This is a genomic window from Kribbella sp. NBC_00709 (assembly GCF_036226565.1).
Lineage (GTDB): Bacteria > Actinomycetota > Actinomycetes > Propionibacteriales > Kribbellaceae > Kribbella.
In genome coordinates this window covers 1,700,403-1,719,659 of sequence record NZ_CP108996.1, presented here as the reverse complement: position 1 = coordinate 1,719,659, position 19,257 = coordinate 1,700,403, and the positions used below count along the sequence as shown (strand labels likewise).

Below are 19,257 nucleotides of genomic sequence, written 5' to 3'. Positions count from 1 at the left end.
TGACGCGCACACAATCTAGTCGGTTCCGGGTTCCCGTGGGCCGCTCGTTGCCTACTCGTTGTTAGCTGCGACGGTAACTAACGAAGGCGAAGCCGTCGCGGGGGTCACGGGTGGTTTCTGTCCAGTCTGCCCGGGTGATCTCCGGGAACGAAACGTCGCCCTCGGGAGATTGATCGACCTCGGTGAGTTCGAGGGCGTGGGCGTGGGGGAGCGCTTGGCGGTAGATGTCGCCGCCGCCGGCGACGTACAGCGTGCCGTCGTACGCGAGGGCTTCGTCGAGGGAGTGGGCGACCGCGACGCCGTCGGCGGACCAGTCGGGCCGGCGGGTGACGACGACGGTACGGCGGCCCGGCAGCGGGCGGCCGATCGAGTCGTAGGTCTTGCGGCCCATAACGAGGGTGTGGCCGAGCGTGAGCTGCTTGAACCGTTGAAGGTCCTCACGGATGCGCCAGGGCAGGTCGTTGTCCCGCCCGATCACACCGTTCCGACCGACCGCGGCGATCAAAATGATGCTCATACCGCGATGGGCGCCTTGATGCCGGGGTGCGGGTCGTAGCCGACCAGTTCGACGTCGGCGATCTCGTAGCCGTCGACCGAGTCGCGCCGGTTCAGCTGCAGCGTCGGCAGCGGGCGCGGCTCGCGGGTGAGCTGCAGGCGGGCCTGGTCGAGGTGGTTCAGGTACAGGTGGGCGTCGCCGAGCGTGTGGACGAAATCGCCGACCTCGAGCCCGGTCTGCTGCGCGACCATGTGCGTGAGCAGCGCGTACGACGCGATGTTGAACGGAACGCCCAGGAAGATGTCGGCGGACCGCTGGTACAGCTGGCAGGAGAGCCGGCCGTCCGCGACGTAGAACTGGAACATGGTGTGACACGGCGGCAACGCCATGTCGTCCACGTCGGCGACGTTCCATGCGCTGACGATGTGGCGCCGGGAGTCCGGGTTGTTCTTGATCGACTCGATCAGCTTGGTGATCTGGTCGACGTGCCGTCCGTCCGGCGTCGGCCAGGACCGCCACTGGTAGCCGTACACCGGCCCGAGCTCGCCGTCCGCGTCGGCCCACTCGTCCCAGATCGAGATGTTGTTCTCGTGCAGCCACTTGATGTTCGTCGACCCGCTGAGGAACCAGATCAGCTCCCCGATCACGGACCGCAGATGCAGCTTCTTCGTCGTCACCGCGGGGAACCCGTCCCGCAGGTCGTACCGCGACTGGTACCCGAACACGCTCAACGTGCCCGTCCCGGTCCGGTCGCCCTTCTCCGCCCCGTTGTCCAACACATGCCGAAGAAGATCCAGGTACTGCTGCATGAAGCAAACCTACAGCCCTGGCAGACTCGCGGCGTGGAACAAGTGCTGACTCTCGTAGTGCGAGTCGAGAAGAATGCGCGGCCGGCGCAGACCGATGCCTTGGAGACGGCGGCGCGGGCGGTGCTGGCGATCCTGGCGGACGAGCGCTCGTACGGCGAGGGGGAGTGGACCGGGGCGATGACCACCTGGCAGGACGATCGGATCCGGAAGATCGTGAAGCGTGCTCGCGGAGCCGAGTGGCGTCGGACCGAGGCGCTGCCGGGCATCACGGTGCACGGCAGCGGGGTGGGGGCCGAGGAGCCGGAGACAGCTGCCGCTGAGGTTCGGGTCTTCCCGCCGACGGCGGTCGACGCCGTACCGGCCGAGCTCGCCAACCTGCAGGTGAGTGGCACCGACTTTGTCGACGCCGAGGCGCTCCCGCCGGTCGAGCCCGGCGTACCGGTCCTGTGGGTGAATCCGGCGCTGGAGATGTCGAGCGGCAAAGCGATGGCGCAATGCGGTCACGCCGCTCAACTCGCCTGGTGGGACCTGCCGGACGAGGCCCGCAAGGAGTGGGAAGCGACGGAGTTCAGGCTGGCAGTCCGTACGGCGACCCGCACTCGATGGACCGAACTACTCGCGACCAGCCTCCCCGTGGTCCAGGACGCCGGCTTCACCGAGATCGCGCCAGGCTCCCGCACCGTGATCGCCGACCACCCTCAACTCAGGCGATAACCCGCCAGCACGATCCGCTCCAGGTCCGGCGCGTCGTCCGGAGGCGTTCCCTCGTACACGAAGCCGAACAGCGCGCTCAGCGCATCCTCGCCGAGCTCCAACGGGTTGAAGTCGAACGGCTGCGCCGCCTTGGTCGCCCCCTCGACGACAACGAACTTGGTGAACTCGGCCCAGGCGGCATCGTCGCCTTCCTCGGCGCGCTCGCCGGCCCAGTACGGCTGCTCGAAGGGTAGTGGGTCGCCGATGCGCTCCAGAATCCCGTCATCCGGTGAGAGGCTCAGCGATCGCTGCAACGCGCCGTTCTCCCAGACCGCGTACGCGAACCACCCCACGACGCTGTGCATGGCATGCAGGTACACCTTCCGCCCGCGCGCCTCGTCGATGAACCGTTGGGACAGCCGGGAGGGGCGGTCGTGGGCGGCCTCCTCGGTCAGGAGCACGGTGAGCCCGGGATAGACCCCGGCGTACACCGTTCCGTCCTCGGGGTTGGACTGGTCCGCGAGGGTGCCGTCCGCGATCGGGATCAGGCTGGTGTCCGGGTGGAGTCGTGCGACGAGGGCCCGCGTGGCCGCGCGATCGATCGGCGGATGCCGACGGAGTACGCCGGCGACGTCCGTGTCGGCGTACATGATCATCCAGTCCTTGGCGCCCATCGGGTATTTCTACCGGATGACGCGGTAGTGCAGGTGGGTGACTCGGTCGCCTTCGACGACGCGGGGGTTGCCGAGGAGGATCTCGGGCCCGACGTAGTCGCCGAAGAACCGGCGGCCGCTGCCGAGGAGGGCGGGGGCCAGGCTGTAGGCGATCTCGTCGACCAGGCCCGCGGCGAGTGCCTGCCCGGTGAGGTTGCCGCCGGTGATGCTGACGTCGCCGTCGCCGGCAAACTCCTTGGCCTGGGCGACCGCGGCCTCGATGCCGTTGACGAACGTGAACGGCGCGTCCGCGAACGGCCAGTCGGTCGGCGGCTCGTGGGTGACGACGAACACGTGGTCGCCGACCGCCGGTACGCCGTGCCAGCCGTTCGTGATGTCGAACAGGCGGCGTCCGATCACACAGGAGCGCACCTTCGGCCAGGTCGACTTCAGGTACTCCGCGCTCGCCGGACTGACCTGGAACGGCCTGCCCGGGTCCGTCCCGTACACCTCGACCGAGCCGTTGTTGTACCAGTCGAACAGCGGGCCGACCCCGTCCTCGGTGTCCGCGACGAACCCGTCCAGCGAGACCACTGCGGAGACGATGACGTTGCCCATGGCTACTTCTCCTTCACAACTCGATAGGTGAGGTGCTGAGCGGTCGGCGTGGAGATGCACTCGACCAGCTCCAGCCCGACGGGCGGCGCGGCCTCGGCGGGGAACAGCCGGGTCCCGGCACCGAGTACGACGGGCGCCAGGTGCAACCGCAGTACGTCGGCCAGCCCGGCAGCGAGCACCTCGTGACAGACCTGGCCACCGCCCATCACGTTCACGTCCTTGCCGTCGGCAACTTCAACGGCGCGCCGGACCGCGCTCTCCACCCCGTCGGTGACGAAGTGGAAGCGATCGCCCAGCCGGGTCTTCCCGGGCGCCGCGTGGGTGACGACGAAGATCGGCGGGTTCACCTCGCCGGTCGGCTTCGCGCCGTACCCCATCTCGTCGCTCCATCCGTTCGGAGCGTCGATGATGTCGAACAGGTTCCGCCCCTGGACGACTGCGCCCGTCGCCTCGAAGGCGGCGTCCAGTACGGCGCGATCCGCGTCGTTGCCGTGGAACACCCAGTCGTGCAGGGCCATGCCGCCGTCGCCGAGCCCGTTGTCGATACCGACGTTGGGGCCGGTGACGTATCCGTCCAGTGACACCGAGATCTCCACCACGACCTGGCTCATCGGTCAGCTCTCCTTCGCGAGCAGCTCGGCGAGACGATCCATCGAGTCGTTGATGCCGTGCTCCATGCCGTGCTCGATGAACTGGTCGCGCGACTCGACCGACGGGAAGACCGACTGCTGGTGGAAACGGACGCCGGTCCCGGTCGGCTCGAGCGTCAGCTTCTCGATGCACACCTGACCCGGCGCGCCTTCCCACTCGAAGGTCTGGATGATCATCTTGTCCTGCTCCACGGTGTGGAAGACGCCGCGGAACGCGTACTCACCGGCCTCGTCGCGGTGGATGTAGCGGTAGGCGCCGCCGGTGCGGGCGTCGTACTCCTCGACGGTGGCGTCCAGGTCGCGCGGGCCGAGCCAGTCGGCGACCAGGTCTCGGTCGGAGATGATCCTGAACAGTTGTGCCGGCGTGGCGGCGAACTCCCGGGTGACCTCGACGAACGGGGTGCCGGTCGGGGTGTTGATGACGGTGCCGGTCATTGGTTCTCCTTCAGTAGTGCTTCCATCCGGCGGAAGCGGCGTTCGGTCTCGAGCCGGTAGTTGTCGATCCAGCCCGTCAGTGCCTCGAGGGCGGCCGGCACCAGGTGGCACGGGCGCCGCTGGCCGTCCCGGGTCCGGGTGATCAGCCCGGCGGCCTCGAGCACCTGGATGTGCCGCGACACCGCTTGCTTGGTGATCGGGAACGGTTCGGCCAGCTCGTTGACGGTGGCCGGTCCGCGCGACAGTCGCGCGATCATCGCCCGCCGGACCGGGTCGGCCAGTGCAGCGAACGACCGGTCGAGCTGATCATCATCAACTACCATGTTTATCAACCATTCCCTTGATCAACCAACACGTTGACCATATCCAGACCCCGCCCCCGCCGTCAACCCCGGGTGGGTCAACCCATCGCGTGGTGGGTTCGCGCCCCGGAGTACCGGCGGCGAACCCACCACGCGATAGGTGAACCCACCTGCGGTTAGCAACCTGGGTTGACAGACCGAGGTTGTCAACTTAGGTTGCTTACATGACCGAGTTGGTGGATCCCGAGGACCCCGCAGCCGGGTTGGCCGCGGTGGTGGCGTTGCGCCGGCTGGCGGACCGGCTGGAGGACAGCCAGGTGGAGCGCGCGATGCGGTCCGGCTGGAGCTGGTCCGAGGTGGCCGAGGTGCTGGGGGTCACCCGGCAGGCGGTGCACAAGAAACATGCCCGGCGGCTGCTCGCCGCCGGTGTTGCCCTGAGGAGGCGCTGATGTCGACGGATATTCGCCAGATCCTGGTGCGGTCGGCCCGCGACGAGGCCCGCCGCGACGGCTCCCGGACGATCGAGGCCGAGCATGTGCTGCTCGCGCTGGCCGGGATGCAGGAGTCGGCGGCCGCGCAGTTGCTGGCCGACGAGGGGTTGACCGAGGAGGCGATCCGGACCGCGCTGAACCGCGAGTGGGAGCAGAGCCTGGCCGTCGCCGGGATCGCGGTCCGGATGGGGTTGTTGCCGGAAGCAACACCTGACCGGGGTCGCGACCCGCACATCGGCGAGTCCACCAAGCTCCTGCTGCACCGCGCGATGGACGCCGCACCGAAGCTGGGCGGCGGCCGCATCGGCCCGATGCGCGTCCTGGTAGGCCTCCTCGCCACCGATCGCGGCCGCGTCGCCCGAGCCCTCCAAGCCGCCGGCGTCGACCGCGCAGCCCTACGCACCAGAGCTGCCGAAGCCCTAGCCGCCGGCACCCGCTGATGTCTACGCCAACAGCCGTCGACCGCGCACCCTGACCGATCGGTTGCTGGCGTGCGGACTGGTTGCGGGCCCGCTCTTCGTGGTCGTCTTCCTGCTCGAGGGTGCGTTCAAAGGCTCGGGGTACGACGTACTCCGGCATCCCGGTGAGCTCGGGGAGTCGGGCTGCTCGGCGCGGGTGCGTTCACAACCGACCCGGTGAGCGGCTTTCCACTCGGTACGCCGGCGACGTCCGACTGCACCACCTCCGGCGCTGCGGTTGCGGCGTACCTAGATCGTTTCGAAGGCGGCCATCATGGCCATGTCCTCGTGTTCGAGGTTGTGGCAGTGGATCAGGTACTTGCCTTTGTGGGCGGTGAACTTCACCAGCACCTCGACCACTTCGGCGGGCCGGATGTCGACCGTGTCCTTCCAGCCGTGGTCGTACTCCGCGACCTTCGTCTTCCCGCCGCGGCTGAGCACTTGGAACGGCGCGAGGTGGACATGCACCGGGTGGTGCACGTCGGTGACGAAGGTCCAGATCTCGTACTGATCCAGCTTCACCTGCGCCTGCATCACGGCGGGATCGAACGCCTTCCCGTTGATCGTCCACCCCGAGTGGCCACCACCTCGCCGGAATCGCCACTCCCGCCGTACGACGCCGTTCGGGCGAGGCGTCACGGCGTACGACGAGAGCTTGGCCGGGATGTGGCTCTCGTCAACGGCCTTCCGGGCGACCTTGAAGCGCATGACGCTTGCGTTGTTGTCCAGCTTGTTGACGACCGTGACCTCGTCGCCGGGCTGGTACTGCGAGAAGTCCACGATCACGTCGAACCGTTCGGCCGGCGCGATCACGACGGTCTTGTGTTCGACGGGTTTGTCGAGCAGTCCACCGTCGCTGCCGATCTGCACGAAGGTCGCCGGACCGTTGTCGAAGGCAAGCTCGTACCGGCGGGCGTTGCTGGCGTTCAGGATCCGGAAGCGGTAGCGGACCGCGTCCACCTCGTGCACCGGCCATGGCGCGCCGTTCACCAGCGTGACGTCGGCGATCACACCTTCCATGTACGCCGGTTCGACGCCGGGACCGTCCTTCGCGGCCGGGTACAGGAACGAGCCGTCCGCGGTGAACGCACGGTCCGCGATGACGAGCGGGATCTCCCGATCGCCCTTCGGGAGCGGGAGATTGTCTTCCTCGTCGTCGCGGATGAGGTGCAGTCCGAACAGTCCTCGATAGACCTGCGGGCCGGTGTAGTCCATGGTGTGGTCGTGGTACCAGAGGGTCGCCGCGCGCTGGGTGTTCGGGTACGTGTAGGTGCGACTGCCCATCGCCATGTCGCCGCCGGCCATGTGGTGGTCCATGTCGTCGCCGTTCGCGGGCATGATGAGGTCGAGGGGCCAGCCGTCGCTCGGCGCCGGCGTGTGGCCGCCGTGCAGGTGGACCACGGTCGACACGTCGAGCTCGTTGACCTGCTCGACGACAGTTGTCCGACCGCTGCGTACGTCGAAGGTCGGTCCGGGGAACAGGCCGTCGTACCCCATCACTTCGGTTTTGAGGCCGGGGAGGATCTCGAGGCTCGCCTTGCGCTGGACGACGCGGTAGTAGTCGGCCTTCGCGTCCGAGCGGGTCGGCTTCTTGACCGGTGGGATCGGCAGCGGGACCTGGAACGGTGCGGGGAGTTTCGCCTTGCTGCGCAGGAGTTCGCCGGCTTGTGCGGGCTTGGCCTCCTGGCCGCAGCCGGTCAAGGTCAAGGCGGCGCTTGCGGCCAGGAATCCGCGGCGGGACAACTTCATCGCTTCGCCTCCCGGCGACTCAGGCGTGCGGTGGAACGGAACGACCAGACCGTCATCCAGACAACGGCGGTCACGATGGCGGTGCCGAGCGGCACGTGTACGGCGAAGTTCTGCAGGTAGCCGAAGGTGAGTTGGACGAACTCCGCGACGACGAGTGCTGCGGACACGACGGCCGGCCAGATCCGGCCGCGGCCCGCCAGCGTGTAGCACGCGGCGACGACGGTCTGGATGAACGCGACCATCCAGATAGATCCGCCGATGGTGGCGTGGATGTCGGTCATCGCATCGACGTTGCCCGCGAGGAAGTACCCGGCCGCGATCGGCTGGGCGATCACCAGCGCGGCGTGCACGACCAGGGTGATACGAAGCAGCAGCAGGCTGAGGCGCGGACGGCGTACCTTGACCGTCGGCTGCTCGAGCGCGGCCGTCATGCTGCCACCCGCTGACGGTTGACCCAGAAGGCGAACGCGACCGCGCCGGCCACCAGCGCGATGCCGAGCGGGATGTGGATCGCCAACTGGCGGCTGTAACCCATCGAGACCTGGACGACCTCGCCGGCCAGGATCAACAGGCTCACCACCGGCACCACCCAACGCCCGCCGGCGCGCCACCAGATCATTGCCGTCAGCAACTGTGCGAGCCCGAGGAAGACCAAGGCCAGCCCGGTCGGCTCATGCATCCGCATCCCGCCCGGGGACCCGTCCAGGTAAACGCCCGCGAACACCGGCTGCAGGCAGATCGCCACGGCATGTACGCCGGCGATCACACGAAGGGCGACCAAGGACCTCATGTAGACAGACAATAGTAGGCTGTCTACATGTAGATCAACCAGATATCACCCTGAGTCGGGGATCGGGGGAGCTGGTTCCCGCAGACCCACCCGCACCTCGGCCTCGCCAGGACCCCGTCGTACGCCTAGCTCGGTGCCTGGAAGCCGCCGAGCTGCTGCTCGAGTAGTTCGGCGAGGCGTAATGGGGTGCGGTCCTCGAACATTGGGCCGATGAGTTGTGCTCCTACCGGCAGGCCCTCGGGGGACGGACCTGTGGGTATGGCGGTGGCGGGTAGGCCGGGCATCGTGGCCAGCCCGGCCCAGACGAGTTGGTCCATGTACGGGTACTCCACGCCGTCGATGTCGATGCGTCGTTCCAGCAGGTTGGGTGTGTGGTCGTGCGGGAACGCGGGCGTCGGCGTGATCGGGCAGACCACGGCGTCGAACTCGGCGAACAGTTGTCGCCAGCCGTGGCGGTGGAGTTCGCGGCGGTTGTTCGCCTCCATCCATTCGCTGTGGCTGAACAGGATGGCGCGCAGCCGCGCAGCATCCAGGCTCTGGTCGTCCGCGCGCAGTCCGGCGACGCGGGTCCGCAGCTGCTCGAGCGATTCGATGGGAAAGCGCGCGGTGGAGCTCGAGATCAGCAACTGCGTGTAGAGGGTCGCGGCCTCGGTCAGGTCGGGCAGCAACGGAGTATGCCGTTCGACCCGGGCGCCGCCGTCGACAAGCGCAGCGGCCACCCTCTCCACGCCCGCCCGTACGGCGGACCCGGTCGGAATGAGCGGATGCTCGTCGAGAACCAGGACCCGGAAGTCGGACAGCCGCTCGTGGCGCGCGGGAGGCAGGGTCACGTCGTACGCGAGGCCGAGCGTCAGCGGGTCCGGCCCGGCCATGACGTCGAGCAGGAGCGTGAGGTCGCGGGCGGTACGTGCCATCGGACCGACGACGGCGAGGTCGAAGTCGGACGGCAACGCCGGCGTGGCCGGTGGGACCATGCCGCGGTTGGCCGCCAGCCCGAGTGTCGGCTTGTGTGCGTAGATTCCGCAGAAGTGCGCGGGGGTGCGCAGCGAGCCGGCGATGTCGGAACCGATGGACAGCGCTCCGAACCCGCACGCCAGGGCCGCCGCCGACCCACCGGAGGACCCGCCCGCGGTGCGATCGTGGTCCCACGGGTTGTTGGTGGTGCCGTAGAGCTCGTTGAAGCTCTGGATGTCTTGCAGCCCCAACGGCACGTTGGTCTTACCGAGCACCACCGCCCCGGCAGCCTTGAGCCGCGACACCTGTACCGCGTCCTCGGCCGGCAGATAATCCCGGTACTGCGGCATGCCCCAGGTCGTGGTCAGCCCGGCAACGTTGTAGGACTCCTTGACCGTCACCGGAATACCGAGCAGCGGCCGGTCCTCGCCGCGGGCGCGCGCCTGGTCGGCACGGTGCGCGGCGGCCCGCGCACGGTCGAAGTCCGGCACGCAGATCGCGTTGATCACTTTGTCGTCCCGCTCGATCCGAGCGATCGCCTCGTCGGTCAGCTCCACGGAGGTCACTTCACCTGCACGCAATGCGGCCGCGATCTCTTCGGCCGACTGAAGACTCTGATCCATGATTCTGACGCTAACGGCCCGCCTCAGAAGCCATAAAATGTCTTTTCGCACAACGGGAAAGGTGAACGCGCCAGCTCCACCGGCAAGCCGCGGACTCGCCCTCGCCGCGGGTTTCGGTGCTTCGAAGCTCTTCGGTGGGGTTTTGTCGGTGTCGTCTGGCACTCTGAAGGGCGATGAGTGAGCCAGGGGTGTTGTTGAGTGCGCGAGCCATGGTCCTGCATGACCTGGCGGCGCGGGGTTTTGACGACGCGGTGATGGTGTCCCTGCTGGAGGATGCCGTGGCCGGCCGCCAGTGGTGGCTGGATCAGTGGCCCGACGGCGCCGAGCACATCGCCGGGCTGGTCGCCCAGGACGTCCAGGACCGCCTGGTCGACTCCGGAGTGCGCTGGCCACGCTGCACCGCCTGCGACGATCTGCACGACCACGAGCTCCGGATCGAGCCGGAGCTCGGCCCCGACCCGCACTGGGTCTGCGAGCGAGCCGGCATCACAGTCGCCCCACTGGGCCGCCTGACGTAATTGACCGCCGCATAGCCGAACCCCACGTCCGAAGGAGGACGTGGGGCTCGGCGATTCAGCTGCTCAGCCGGCGACCGTGGTGCAGGTCGGGTCGATGCGGTTGGCGAGGCGCAGTTCGCGTTCCGCGGCAGCGCGCAGTGCGGCGCTGAGGCGGGTGCGGACCGGGGCGGTGCGACGCGGGGCCGGCTCCTCGTGGACCTGGGGAGCGTTGGGGAGGGCCGACTGGGAGAGGTTGCGGGCGTTCTCGACCGCGGTGTTGCCGGGGATGAAGTACGTCATGATTCTGCTCCCTCCTGAGAGCGTGGTTGATCAACCTGGGAACCGGACGGTTCCAGGTGGGTGTGTGGAGTTGTCAGCGCTTCGGAGCCGGTCCGCTGCTGGAGCGGACGATCAGCTGCGTCGGCATCAGTACCTGGCGCTCGGTGCTCGACGGGTCGAGGAGGATCCGTCCGACCGTGCGTCCTTTGTCCTTGATCGGCTGGCGGACCGTGGTCAGCCCGGCAGTCTCCGCGGCCGGGATGTCGTCGAATCCCGCCACGGTCAGATCGCGACCCGGGGTCAGGCCCCGGACCTTCATCGCTTCCATCGCGCCGATCGCCTGGACGTCGCTCAGTCCGACGATCGCGGTCGGCCGGTCCTGCGAGTCGAGCACGTACTCCGCGCCTCGCAGCCCGGACGCGAACGCGTTGTGGCCGCCGGAGACGATCCGCAGCCGCGCGTCCGGCATCGTCTTCTGCAGGCCGCGGATCCGCAGCTCGCAGTCGGTGTACCCGACCTCGTCGGGCGTCAGTTCGACCGGACGGCCGCCGGCGGCCTGGGCGTTGTCGACCAGTACGACGACGTCGCGGTGACCGAGCCGGGCCAGGTGCTCGCCCAGCTGCGCGGCCGCCTCCACCTCGTCGATCGCGACCCAGGACAGGTCCGGGTGATCGCCCCGATCGGTGGAGACCGCGGGGATGCCCCGGTTGGCCAGGATCTCGAGCGCCGGATGTCCGCCCGGCACGCAGAAGATCGCCGCCGCGTCGATGGCAGCCTGCTGTACGGCGTTGCTCCCGCCGGCGATGTCGGTCGAGCTGAGCGGCATCAGCAGCAGGCTGGTGGCGAACTCCTCGGCGACCTCCGCGAGCCCGGCCAGGAAGCCGACCGCGTACGGGTCCGAGAAGGCGTAGGCCAGCTTGTCGGTGAAGAGCACGCCGACCGCGCCGGCCTTCCCGCTCCGCAACGCCCGGGCCGACGCGTCCGGCCCGGAGTACCCGAGCTCCTGCGCGGTGGCCAGGATCCGCTCGCGGAGCGCGGAGGAGAGCTGGTCGGGCTTGTTGTAGGCGTTGGAGACGGTCGACGGCGATACGCCGACGGCCTTGGCCACGGTCTTCAGCGTCACTCCTGCCATCTCCGGTCACCTCTTCTGTATCGTTCTTCTAAATCGATCTAGAAAAACGATACAGAAGACCTCCGGAGAGTGCAACACCAATTCGAGGGCGTACCGAAGAACGGGTAGTGGTGGGGTCTGCCGACCGGCCCAGGCGGGGGCCGGGCGGGGTTGGAGGCCCTGGCGGCGACCACTACCCGTCCGTCGGTACGGGTCGCGGCGGCCGTGCGGGTGCCAGGTGCGGGATGATGCCGGTATGGGTTCGTTGCTGGAGATCATCGCGCTGCATCCGGCGGACGCGGAGGCGGCGCAGGAGGGTGGGGCGGACCGGCTGGAGCTGTGCGCCTCGATGGAGGCGGACGGGTTGTGCCCGTCGGTGTCGACCGTCAGCGCGATCAGGCGGGTCACCGATCTGCCGTTGCGGGTGATGCTGCGGCTGGAGAACTCGTTCACCACCAATGGCGCCGAGCTGAACCGGCTGACCGCGATGGCGCAGTCCTACTTGGCTGCCGGCGCGGACGGGTTCGTGCTGGGCTTCCTGACGCCCGACAACCAGGTGGACGTCGAGTCGGTGTCCGCGCTGACCAGTACGTTCGCCGGTACGCCGTGGACGTTCCACCGCGCTATCGACGCAGTGCTCGAGCAGCAGCAGGCCTGGCGTGCACTGCGCACCCTGCCCGGCCTGGACTGCGTGCTGACGGCCGGCTCGTCGATCGGTGTCAGCCACGGCCTGGACGACCTGTGCAAGCTGGCCAAAGAGGACCCTGCTGTTGCCGGCGTCATGATGGCCGGCGGCGGGCTGCAGCCGGAGTACGTGCCCTGGCTGTTCCAGAGCGGCGTACGCCGTTTCCACGTCGGTACGTCGGTCCGCCAGGACGGCTCGTGGACCAAGGCGTACGTGAACTCCCGGTTCGTCCGCTCCTGGCGCAACCTGCTCGACGCGCAGGATGCCCGCGAATGATCCTCATCGACCCACCGGCCTGGCCGGCCTGGAACCGGGTCTGGTCCCACCTGGTCAGCGACGAGTCCTACGAGGAACTGCACGCGTTCGCGAAGGCCGCCGGCATCCCGTCCCGCGGCTTCGACCGCGACCACTACGACGTACCCAGCGACCGCTACGACGACTTGGTCGCCGCCGGCGCCGTACCGGTCTCCAGCCGCGAACTGGTCAGCCGCATCACCGCTGCGGGCCTGCGGCACAGAAAACGGCCCCCGACCGAGTAGATCGGGGGCCGTTGTTCAGTCGAGCAGTTCGGTCACGGTGCCGGCGGCTACGGTGTGGCCGCCCTCGCGGACGGCGAAGCCGAGGCCGACGTTCATCGCGATCGGCTTCTCCAGCTCCACGCCGAGGTCGATCGTGTCGCCGGGCATCACCAGGGTGATCTCACCGAGGTCGATGCCGCCCGACACGTCCGTCGTACGGAAGTAGAACTGTGGGCGGTAGTCCGCGGCGAACGGGGTGTGCCGGCCACCCTCGGCCGTGGACAGCGCGTGCAGGGTCGCCCGGAACTTCCGGTGCGGCTGCACACTGCCCGGCAACGCCACCACCTGGCCGCGACGTACCTCGTCGCGCTTCACGCCACGCAGCAGTACCGCCGCGTTGTCGCCCGCGTCCGCGGACTCCAGCGACTTGCCGAACGTCTCCATGCCGATCGCCGTGCTGGTGACCGTCGGACCGAGCCCGACGACCTCGACCGCGTCGCCGAGCTTCAGCGAACCGCGCTCGACCGCACCGGTGACCACTGTGCCGCGGCCGCTGATGGTGAGCACGTTCTCGATCGGCATCAGGAACGGCTCGCCGAGCTCACGGTCCGGCACCGGCACGTACGCGTCCACCGCGTCCAGCAGCTCACCGATCGTGGCGGTCCACTTCGGGTCGCCTTCCAGCGCCTTCAGACCGGACACGCGCACCACCGGTACGTCGTCACCCGGGAAGCCGTACTCCGACAGGAGTTCACGGACCTCCAGCTCGACCAGGTCGAGCAGCTCGGGGTCGTCGACGGTGTCCGCCTTGTTCAGTGCGACCACCAGGTACGGCACGCCCACCCGGCGGGCGAGCAGCACGTGCTCGCGCGTCTGCGGCATGGCGCCGTCCTGTGCGGAGACGACCAGGATCGCGGCGTCCACCTGCGCGGCGCCGGTGATCATGTTCTTCACGTAGTCGGCGTGCCCGGGCATGTCGACGTGCGCGTAGTGACGGGTCGCGGTCTCGTACTCGACGTGCGAGATGTTGATCGTGATCCCGCGCTGGATCTCCTCCGGCGCACGGTCGATGCCGTCGAAGGCGATGAAGCGGTTGACACTCGGGTCGCGCTCCGCGAGCACCTTGGTGATCGCGGCGGTGAGGGTGGTCTTGCCGTGGTCGACGTGACCCATCGTGCCGATGTTGAGGTGCGGCTTCGTCCGCACGAACTGGCTCTTGGCCATGAAAAGTCCTTACAGGTCAGAGGATTCGAAAGAGCCAGGACCCTCCGGCAAGCCCTCCCGTGCTGTCACCACACGGAGGGGGCCGGTGAGAGCCACCCTCCTCCGCGGGTCCTGCTCAGCAGGAGGAGGGTCAGCTTCGAGTGCCGGTGAAGGTTGCTGAATCGACTGACGTCGCCCACGTGGGAGCACCTGTCAGGCCGGTGCCTGACAGGTCGTGCTCGAAGAAAACCACGCGGGACATGCGGATCACGGTAGACATCAACCGTGCCGACGGCAAAGTAATTCCCTAGTTGAGCGCGAACAGCCGGGTGCCGTCGGAGAAGACGGGGCGGGCGGCGGCCACTGTGACAGCCGGCTTGTTGCAGGTGACCTCTTCGGACTTGGCCACCGGCTGGGCGTTGACGCTGGGCAGGATCGGTCGCGGCTGGACACCGGTGGTGCCGATCATGACGGGGGAGCAGCTGCCGTTCGGCTGCGGCATCAGCGTGACCACGCGCCCGTCCGGCAACAGTCCGAACCCGTTGCGCGGGTACTCCGGTTGCTGCAGCGTCGGCGGCACCTGCAGGAGGTGATGCCACTGCGGTGTCCCGTCAGCAGGACTGGACGACGACACGTCGTACGTCTGTGGCTGTCCAGGATCGTTGCCGGTGCGGCACGTCACCAGTACTAGTGACGCGTGAGTTGCCGCCAACTGCGCGTCGCACGACGACGACCCGAGTCGCGGCCGCGGTGTGCCCGGCACCGGCGTGGTCCAGATGATGTGGCCCTCGCTGACATCGACGCTCCACTGGTACAGCGTCCCGCCGGCGGCCCCGGTCCAGATCAGCCCCGACACTTCACGGGTGTCCGGTACGCCGACCAGGTCCCCGACCCAGGTAGACGGGTCCAGCTCCGCACTCAGGTCGATCCGTGCGCCCAGATCGACCTCCCAGCGCTGGGCCCCGGTCGTGAGATCCAGACCGCGTACGACGGCGCTGTTTCCGGCACACGCGTCCACCACAACCGCCAGGTCGCCGATGAGCGTTCCCTGGGTCACGTTGCAGCGCACCTGCGCCCGCCAGTGCGTCGGGTTGCTCACGCCGTGCGCGACGACGTACTTGCCTTCAGCCACGAGCAGCTGGTTCTCGTCGACTGCCAGTGCCGTCCCGTCGGTGTGGACCTCGGTCAGCACCTTGCCGCTCAGCGCATCCAGTACTGCGTACGTAGGCAGGTCGATGCCCGCAGGTTCGCGGTAGTCGGACTGCGGGAGATGCGCTGCGATCGTCCGGGTATCCGCTGACACCAGCAGGCCCTTCGCGCCACTGGACGCAGCATCCTGTACGTCGGCGCGGCTGTAGCGCCACCGGATCTGGCCAGTGGCCGCGTCCGACATCACCACGCCGTCCGAGCGCAGTTCGGCGACTCCACCCGCCGTACCGGTGATCGCACCGGTCGCTGGGACCTCACGGCTCCATGCCAGCGTTCCGTCGAGCTGGACCGGCAGCTGGGTCGGCTCGATCGTGGTGGTTGTGCTGACCGTGTTGGCGGTCTCGAGCCGGGCCTGTACGAACGGCTCACCGGCCGACACCACGACCCACGCCAGCAGCGCACCACACACGGCGGTCGCACCGACACCCAGCCAGCCCGGAGGAGCCTGCGCGTACGGCGGTGCGAGCCGCAACCGTCGCGCCAGTGCCAGCAGCGCACCGGCGAGTACTAGTGCCACGGAAGCGAGCATCAGGTACGGCCAACGCTCCGACATGGCTGCGCCGGGTTGTGCGGCCGGCCAGCGCCACCAGCACACGCCGATCGCGACCACACCGACGACAGCGAACACGACCGCCGGAATGGTCACCAGTCGCTGCCGAGAACGTCGGAACCATCCACAGGTCAGCGCCGCCGACACCGCCGTACCGGCGATCGGCGCCCACACCGGGAAGCCGGCGACCTCGGACGGATCGGCCGGCCACTTGGCGGCCGCACCGAGGCCACGGCCGAGCAGGACCGAGGACGCGACGACCGCACCGAGCCCAGCACCGAAGTAGATGACCGGAATCAGCCCGCCGATCGGTCGGGCCGCCCTAGGGCCCAGCGCCCCGACCTCCCGGGTCAGGTTCTCGCGGGCAGGTCGCTCCCATTCTTCATGGCCTCTCGGCGTCGCGTACAGGCGCGTCTCGCTCAGGCCCTGCAGGAACGTCATCCGGCCGCGGGCGAAATCCCGCTCCGCGATGTGCGCGTACTCCTGCCGGATCCCGGCGGCGTATTCGTCGTACCGCTGCGGCGGCAGGCTCAGGATCCGCAGGTCGGCGTCGCACAGTACGGCGCCGTTGCGGTCGTCCGCCGCGCAGTCGTGCTTCGCGGTCAGCCGGACCAGGCGGCCGATCTCCTCGACCTGCGCGGCCTCGACGCCGTACGCCGCCAGCTCGAGCTCGGCCAGCTGGGCCGAGACCTCCTCGTTCTCGCCGGGGTCGGCCTGCGGGTCGTAGATCGCGTCGTGGAACCAGGCCGCCAGCCGCACCGTGTCCGCGTCGTCGGCGTAGTCGGCGAGCTGGTCGATGGTTTCCAGGACCTCGGTCAGGTGGCGCTGGTCGTGATAGTGGCGCTGTTGCTCTGCGTAACGAGCCAGCAGATCCTCGCCCAACGGCTGCGCGTGCGGCAGCAGGCGATTCCACTGGTCGCGCAGGTCCATGGCTAAGGAGTCTGGCACCCCTCGGGAGCCTGTACCGACCGATCCGGGGTTCCCGGATAGGGTCGTGGCCAAAGCGATATCGGCTCGTCACCTGACCGGTTCGACAGGTGCGTCCGGCATCGAATTCCACCGGTGGAATTGCGGTGCAGATCACACTTTCGGCCTTGGGAGGGCGCGATGCGGTTCGGTCTGGTGGGGACGGGCCCGTGGGCGACGCGGACGCACGGTCCCGGGCTCACGGCGGCGGACGGGGTCGAGTTGACCGGTGTCTGGGGCCGGCACCCGGAGAAAACCGCCGTCCTCGCAGGTCAGCTCGGCGTACCGGGGTACGACGACTACGCGGAGTTACTCGAGTCGGTGGATGCGGTGGCGTTCGCCGTACCGCCCAGGGTGCAGGCGGCGATGGCGCTCGAGGCGGCCGCGGTGGGGAAGCATCTCCTGCTCGACAAGCCGGTCGCAGACTCGCTGGACGACGCCCGGGCACTGGCCGACGAGGTCGCGGACGAAGGCATCGCGTCGGTCGTGATGCTCACCCAGCGGTTCGATCCGCCGATGCGGGAGTTCTTCGCGGGGCTGGCGGCCACCGGCGGCTGGAAGGGCGGCTGGAGCCGGATGCTGGCGTCACTGGACGCGCCGGGCAACCCCTACGTGAACTCCGTCTGGCGGCGTGAGCAGTGGGGTGCGCTGTGGGACGTCGGCCCGCACGCGTTGTCCAACCTGACGTCGATGGTCGGTCCGATCGGTGAGCTGCGCGCTGTCGGTGGCGACGACGGTCTGATCCACATGGTCCTCACCCACGAGTCCGGTGCGACCAGCACGGTCAGCATCACCCTGTCTGCCCCTCCGGCTGGGCAGACCTTCGAGACCGGAGTCTGGGGCGAGTCCGGTACGGCGCTGTTGCCGCAGCGCACCACACCGGCCGCTGACTCGCTCCGGCTCGCCGCGGAGGAGCTGGTCGTAGCAGCGGAGTCAGGCGAGTCCCACCCGACTGATGTCGCCTACGGCACCCGCATCGTCGAGCTCCTGGCCTCCGCCCAGCAGCAGCTGTCCTGAATGGTCCCTGGGCTCTTTCGGCTTGCCCATCGCTGAACAAGTGTTTAGTCTATTGAACATGCGTACAGCGGATCTCACGGCGACGGCCCGGATCCGGAACGCGGCGATCGAGCTGTTCGCCCGGGACGGATTCCAGAAGACGAACGTCCGTGCGATCGCGGCCGCCGCCGGGGTCAGTCCCGCGCTGGTCATCCATCATTTCGGCAGCAAGGACGGGCTGCGGGCGGTCTGCGACGAGTACGTGCTGGAGGTGCTGACGAGCAGGGCCCGGGCCGCGGGGACGTCCGATCTGCTCGGTGAGTACCTCGCAGACCCGGACGGGTACCGGTCCCAGCTCCAGTACATGAACCGGGCACTGGCGGAGGACTCGCCGGCCGCGCAGTCCTTCGTGGAGCGCATCGTCGGCGAGGCGGAGGCAGTGCACCAGGCCGGAGTGGCCGCCGGCGCCATGCGCGAGTCCTCCGACCCGCGGGCGCTGGCCGTGCTGAACGTCCTCGTCAGCCTCGCCACGTTGACGATGCCGCCGGCGCTGGCGCGGGCGCTCGGTCAGGACGAGTTCGGTCCCGCAGTACTGCGCCGGCTCGCCGTACCGACGCTGGAGCTCTACACCTATGGCCTCTACACCGACGACACTGCGCTGCGGGCTGCGACCGCGGCGGACGAGGAGATGAGCGAGCCGTGACGATCACGCTCCCGGAGTTCGACCAACTCGAGAACAGCCTGTGGCTGACGTTGTGCGGCCGGGCGCTCGACAACCGGCGGGACCACCCGCTGCTGGGGGACGAGCGCGCGGACCAGATCGTCCGGACGCTCGACTACGACTACCGCGCGCTGAAGGTCAGCCCGAGCAGTGCGATCTACATCGCGCACCGGGCCTTGAAGCTCGACCAGCTCGCGCAGGACTTCGTCTCCCGCCACCCGGACGCGATCGGGCTGGACCTCGGCGCCGGGCTGGACTCACGCGCGCACCGGATCGACCTGCCGGCGACGGCAGACTGGTACGACGTCGACTTCCCGGATGTCGTCGCCGCGCGCGGACAGCTGATCCCGGCGCATCCACGCGCGCATGACGTGGCCGCGGACCTCGCCGACCCGGGCTGGCTCGACGCGATCCCGTCGGACCGGCCGGCGGTCGTGGTCGCGGACGGGCTGCTCGCGTTCTTCCCGCTGGCCGAGTGGAGCGCGATCCTGAACCGGATCATCGACCACTTCCCGAGCGGCGAGATCGCGTTCAACGGATACTCGACGTTCGCGGTGAAGGCCGCGAAGATCTTCCCGGTGGGGAAGGCCGTCCGGGCGATCATGCGGTCCGAAGGCTTCGACGACCCGCGGACGCCGGAGCAGTGGAACCCGAAACTCCAGCTGGTGCGCGAGATCCTGATGACCCGCGAGCCCGAGGTCGAGCAGTTCCCGGCCGGGCTGCGGTGGGCCAACAAGCTGTCCGCGCACAGCGAGTCGCTGTCCCGGCGCGGCAACGTCGTACTGCACTACAAGTTCTGAG

The 19,257-nt window shown here is 68.7% G+C and carries 25 protein-coding genes; 10 read left to right on the top strand and 15 right to left on the bottom strand.

From position 1 onward, the window contains the following. Positions 1 to 61: 61 nt before the first annotated feature. Together OHA18_RS08380 and OHA18_RS08375 are read right to left on the bottom strand one after the other, a co-directional pair. Positions 62 to 517 carry a dihydrofolate reductase gene (locus tag OHA18_RS08380; RefSeq protein WP_329003271.1) on the bottom strand — a complete coding sequence of 152 codons (456 nt, stop codon included), beginning with the start codon at positions 515 to 517 and terminating at the stop codon, positions 62 to 64. Continuing rightward, on the bottom strand, positions 514 to 1,305 hold the full coding sequence (locus tag OHA18_RS08375) for a thymidylate synthase (RefSeq protein WP_329003270.1): 792 nt from the start codon (positions 1,303 to 1,305) through the stop codon (positions 514 to 516). Before OHA18_RS08375 ends, OHA18_RS08380 begins: the two co-directional genes overlap by 4 nt. Before the next feature lie 33 nt (positions 1,306 to 1,338). Between OHA18_RS08375 and OHA18_RS08370 the strand changes: the two genes are divergently transcribed. Then, on the top strand, positions 1,339 to 2,019 hold the full coding sequence (locus OHA18_RS08370; protein WP_329003269.1) for a peptidyl-tRNA hydrolase: 681 nt from the start codon (positions 1,339 to 1,341) through the stop codon (positions 2,017 to 2,019). Here the strand turns inward: OHA18_RS08370 and OHA18_RS08365 are convergent. The 5 genes from OHA18_RS08365 to OHA18_RS08345 are packed head-to-tail and all read right to left on the bottom strand — an operon-like array spanning position 2,004 to position 4,677. Next, the gene (locus OHA18_RS08365) at positions 2,004 to 2,672 is read right to left on the bottom strand and encodes a DUF6928 family protein (protein ID WP_329003267.1); all 669 of its coding nucleotides are present in this window, start codon (positions 2,670 to 2,672) and stop codon (positions 2,004 to 2,006) included. The genes OHA18_RS08370 and OHA18_RS08365 overlap by 16 nt on opposite strands. Positions 2,673 to 2,681: 9 nt before the next feature. Further along, positions 2,682 to 3,269 carry a dihydrofolate reductase family protein gene (locus OHA18_RS08360; RefSeq protein WP_329003265.1) on the bottom strand — a complete coding sequence of 196 codons (588 nt, stop codon included), beginning with the start codon at positions 3,267 to 3,269 and terminating at the stop codon, positions 2,682 to 2,684. A 2-nt stretch (positions 3,270 to 3,271) separates the two neighbouring features. Then, the gene (locus tag OHA18_RS08355; protein ID WP_329003264.1) at positions 3,272 to 3,880 is read right to left on the bottom strand and encodes a dihydrofolate reductase family protein; all 609 of its coding nucleotides are present in this window, start codon (positions 3,878 to 3,880) and stop codon (positions 3,272 to 3,274) included. A 3-nt stretch (positions 3,881 to 3,883) separates the two neighbouring features. Next, the gene (locus OHA18_RS08350; protein ID WP_329003263.1) at positions 3,884 to 4,354 is read right to left on the bottom strand and encodes an SRPBCC domain-containing protein; all 471 of its coding nucleotides are present in this window, start codon (positions 4,352 to 4,354) and stop codon (positions 3,884 to 3,886) included. After that, positions 4,351 to 4,677, bottom strand: coding sequence for an ArsR/SmtB family transcription factor (locus OHA18_RS08345; RefSeq protein WP_329003262.1), 327 nt, complete (start codon positions 4,675 to 4,677; stop codon positions 4,351 to 4,353). The genes OHA18_RS08350 and OHA18_RS08345 overlap by 4 nt, the downstream gene beginning before the upstream one ends. Before the next feature lie 203 nt (positions 4,678 to 4,880). Here OHA18_RS08345 and OHA18_RS08340 point away from each other — a divergent pair, with 203 nt between their 5' ends. From OHA18_RS08340 to OHA18_RS08330, 3 genes are read left to right on the top strand one after another with little or no spacing between them, the layout of a single operon-like run. After that, positions 4,881 to 5,105 (top strand): hypothetical protein, encoded by a 225-nt coding sequence (locus tag OHA18_RS08340; protein WP_134123803.1) that lies wholly within the window; start codon positions 4,881 to 4,883, stop codon positions 5,103 to 5,105. After that, entirely contained in the window at positions 5,105 to 5,587 is a 483-nt protein-coding gene (locus tag OHA18_RS08335) for a Clp protease N-terminal domain-containing protein (RefSeq protein ID WP_329003259.1), read from the top strand. The genes OHA18_RS08340 and OHA18_RS08335 overlap by 1 nt, the downstream gene beginning before the upstream one ends. Before the next feature lie 43 nt (positions 5,588 to 5,630). Further along, entirely contained in the window at positions 5,631 to 5,786 is a 156-nt protein-coding gene (locus OHA18_RS08330; RefSeq protein ID WP_329003258.1) for a hypothetical protein, read from the top strand. A 68-nt stretch (positions 5,787 to 5,854) separates the two neighbouring features. Here OHA18_RS08330 and OHA18_RS08325 read toward each other — a convergent pair whose 3' ends face one another. The 4 genes from OHA18_RS08325 to OHA18_RS08310 all read right to left on the bottom strand — a co-directional run bounded on the left by OHA18_RS08325 (position 5,855) and on the right by OHA18_RS08310 (position 9,721). Continuing rightward, positions 5,855 to 7,354: a multicopper oxidase family protein gene (locus tag OHA18_RS08325; protein WP_329003257.1), complete on the bottom strand. Its 1,500-nt coding sequence runs from the start codon at positions 7,352 to 7,354 to the stop codon at positions 5,855 to 5,857. Then, the gene (locus OHA18_RS08320) at positions 7,351 to 7,785 is read right to left on the bottom strand and encodes a hypothetical protein (protein WP_329003256.1); all 435 of its coding nucleotides are present in this window, start codon (positions 7,783 to 7,785) and stop codon (positions 7,351 to 7,353) included. The genes OHA18_RS08325 and OHA18_RS08320 overlap by 4 nt, the downstream gene beginning before the upstream one ends. After that, positions 7,782 to 8,144: a hypothetical protein gene (locus OHA18_RS08315; RefSeq protein WP_329003255.1), complete on the bottom strand. Its 363-nt coding sequence runs from the start codon at positions 8,142 to 8,144 to the stop codon at positions 7,782 to 7,784. Before OHA18_RS08315 ends, OHA18_RS08320 begins: the two co-directional genes overlap by 4 nt. Before the next feature lie 125 nt (positions 8,145 to 8,269). Beyond that, on the bottom strand, positions 8,270 to 9,721 hold the full coding sequence (locus tag OHA18_RS08310) for an amidase (RefSeq protein ID WP_329003254.1): 1,452 nt from the start codon (positions 9,719 to 9,721) through the stop codon (positions 8,270 to 8,272). Positions 9,722 to 9,894: 173 nt separating this feature from the next. Between OHA18_RS08310 and OHA18_RS08305 the strand changes: the two genes are divergently transcribed. Beyond that, positions 9,895 to 10,239 carry a hypothetical protein gene (locus OHA18_RS08305; RefSeq protein WP_329003253.1) on the top strand — a complete coding sequence of 115 codons (345 nt, stop codon included), beginning with the start codon at positions 9,895 to 9,897 and terminating at the stop codon, positions 10,237 to 10,239. Between the two features lie 63 nt (positions 10,240 to 10,302). Here OHA18_RS08305 and OHA18_RS08300 read toward each other — a convergent pair whose 3' ends face one another. After that, positions 10,303 to 10,518 (bottom strand): hypothetical protein, encoded by a 216-nt coding sequence (locus OHA18_RS08300; RefSeq protein WP_329003252.1) that lies wholly within the window; start codon positions 10,516 to 10,518, stop codon positions 10,303 to 10,305. Positions 10,519 to 10,591: 73 nt separating this feature from the next. Next, complete coding sequence (locus OHA18_RS08295; RefSeq protein WP_329003251.1) at positions 10,592 to 11,629, bottom strand: LacI family DNA-binding transcriptional regulator; 1,038 nt, start codon at positions 11,627 to 11,629, stop codon at positions 10,592 to 10,594. Between the two features lie 235 nt (positions 11,630 to 11,864). On the opposite strand from OHA18_RS08295, the gene OHA18_RS08290 reads away from it, so the two are divergent. Beyond that, the gene (locus OHA18_RS08290; RefSeq protein WP_329003250.1) at positions 11,865 to 12,569 is read left to right on the top strand and encodes a copper homeostasis protein CutC; all 705 of its coding nucleotides are present in this window, start codon (positions 11,865 to 11,867) and stop codon (positions 12,567 to 12,569) included. After that, positions 12,566 to 12,832: a DUF4031 domain-containing protein gene (locus tag OHA18_RS08285; RefSeq protein WP_329003249.1), complete on the top strand. Its 267-nt coding sequence runs from the start codon at positions 12,566 to 12,568 to the stop codon at positions 12,830 to 12,832. Before OHA18_RS08290 ends, OHA18_RS08285 begins: the two co-directional genes overlap by 4 nt. Positions 12,833 to 12,847: 15 nt before the next feature. On the opposite strand, the gene tuf is transcribed toward OHA18_RS08285, so the two are convergent. Next, positions 12,848 to 14,035, bottom strand: coding sequence for an elongation factor Tu (gene tuf, locus OHA18_RS08280; RefSeq protein ID WP_329003248.1), 1,188 nt, complete (start codon positions 14,033 to 14,035; stop codon positions 12,848 to 12,850). Between the two features lie 286 nt (positions 14,036 to 14,321). Continuing rightward, positions 14,322 to 16,703 (bottom strand): hypothetical protein, encoded by a 2,382-nt coding sequence (locus OHA18_RS08275; RefSeq protein ID WP_329003246.1) that lies wholly within the window; start codon positions 16,701 to 16,703, stop codon positions 14,322 to 14,324. A 177-nt stretch (positions 16,704 to 16,880) separates the two neighbouring features. Between OHA18_RS08275 and OHA18_RS08270 the strand changes: the two genes are divergently transcribed. The 3 genes from OHA18_RS08270 to OHA18_RS08260 are packed head-to-tail and all read left to right on the top strand — an operon-like array spanning position 16,881 to position 19,256. Next, positions 16,881 to 17,756, top strand: a complete 876-nt coding sequence (locus tag OHA18_RS08270) for a Gfo/Idh/MocA family protein (protein ID WP_329003244.1) — start codon at positions 16,881 to 16,883, stop codon at positions 17,754 to 17,756. 58 nt (positions 17,757 to 17,814) lie between these two features. Next, positions 17,815 to 18,438: a TetR family transcriptional regulator gene (locus OHA18_RS08265; RefSeq protein ID WP_329003242.1), complete on the top strand. Its 624-nt coding sequence runs from the start codon at positions 17,815 to 17,817 to the stop codon at positions 18,436 to 18,438. After that, positions 18,435 to 19,256: a class I SAM-dependent methyltransferase gene (locus OHA18_RS08260; RefSeq protein WP_329003240.1), complete on the top strand. Its 822-nt coding sequence runs from the start codon at positions 18,435 to 18,437 to the stop codon at positions 19,254 to 19,256. The genes OHA18_RS08265 and OHA18_RS08260 overlap by 4 nt, the downstream gene beginning before the upstream one ends. The last annotated feature ends 1 nt before the right edge of the window (position 19,257 follow it).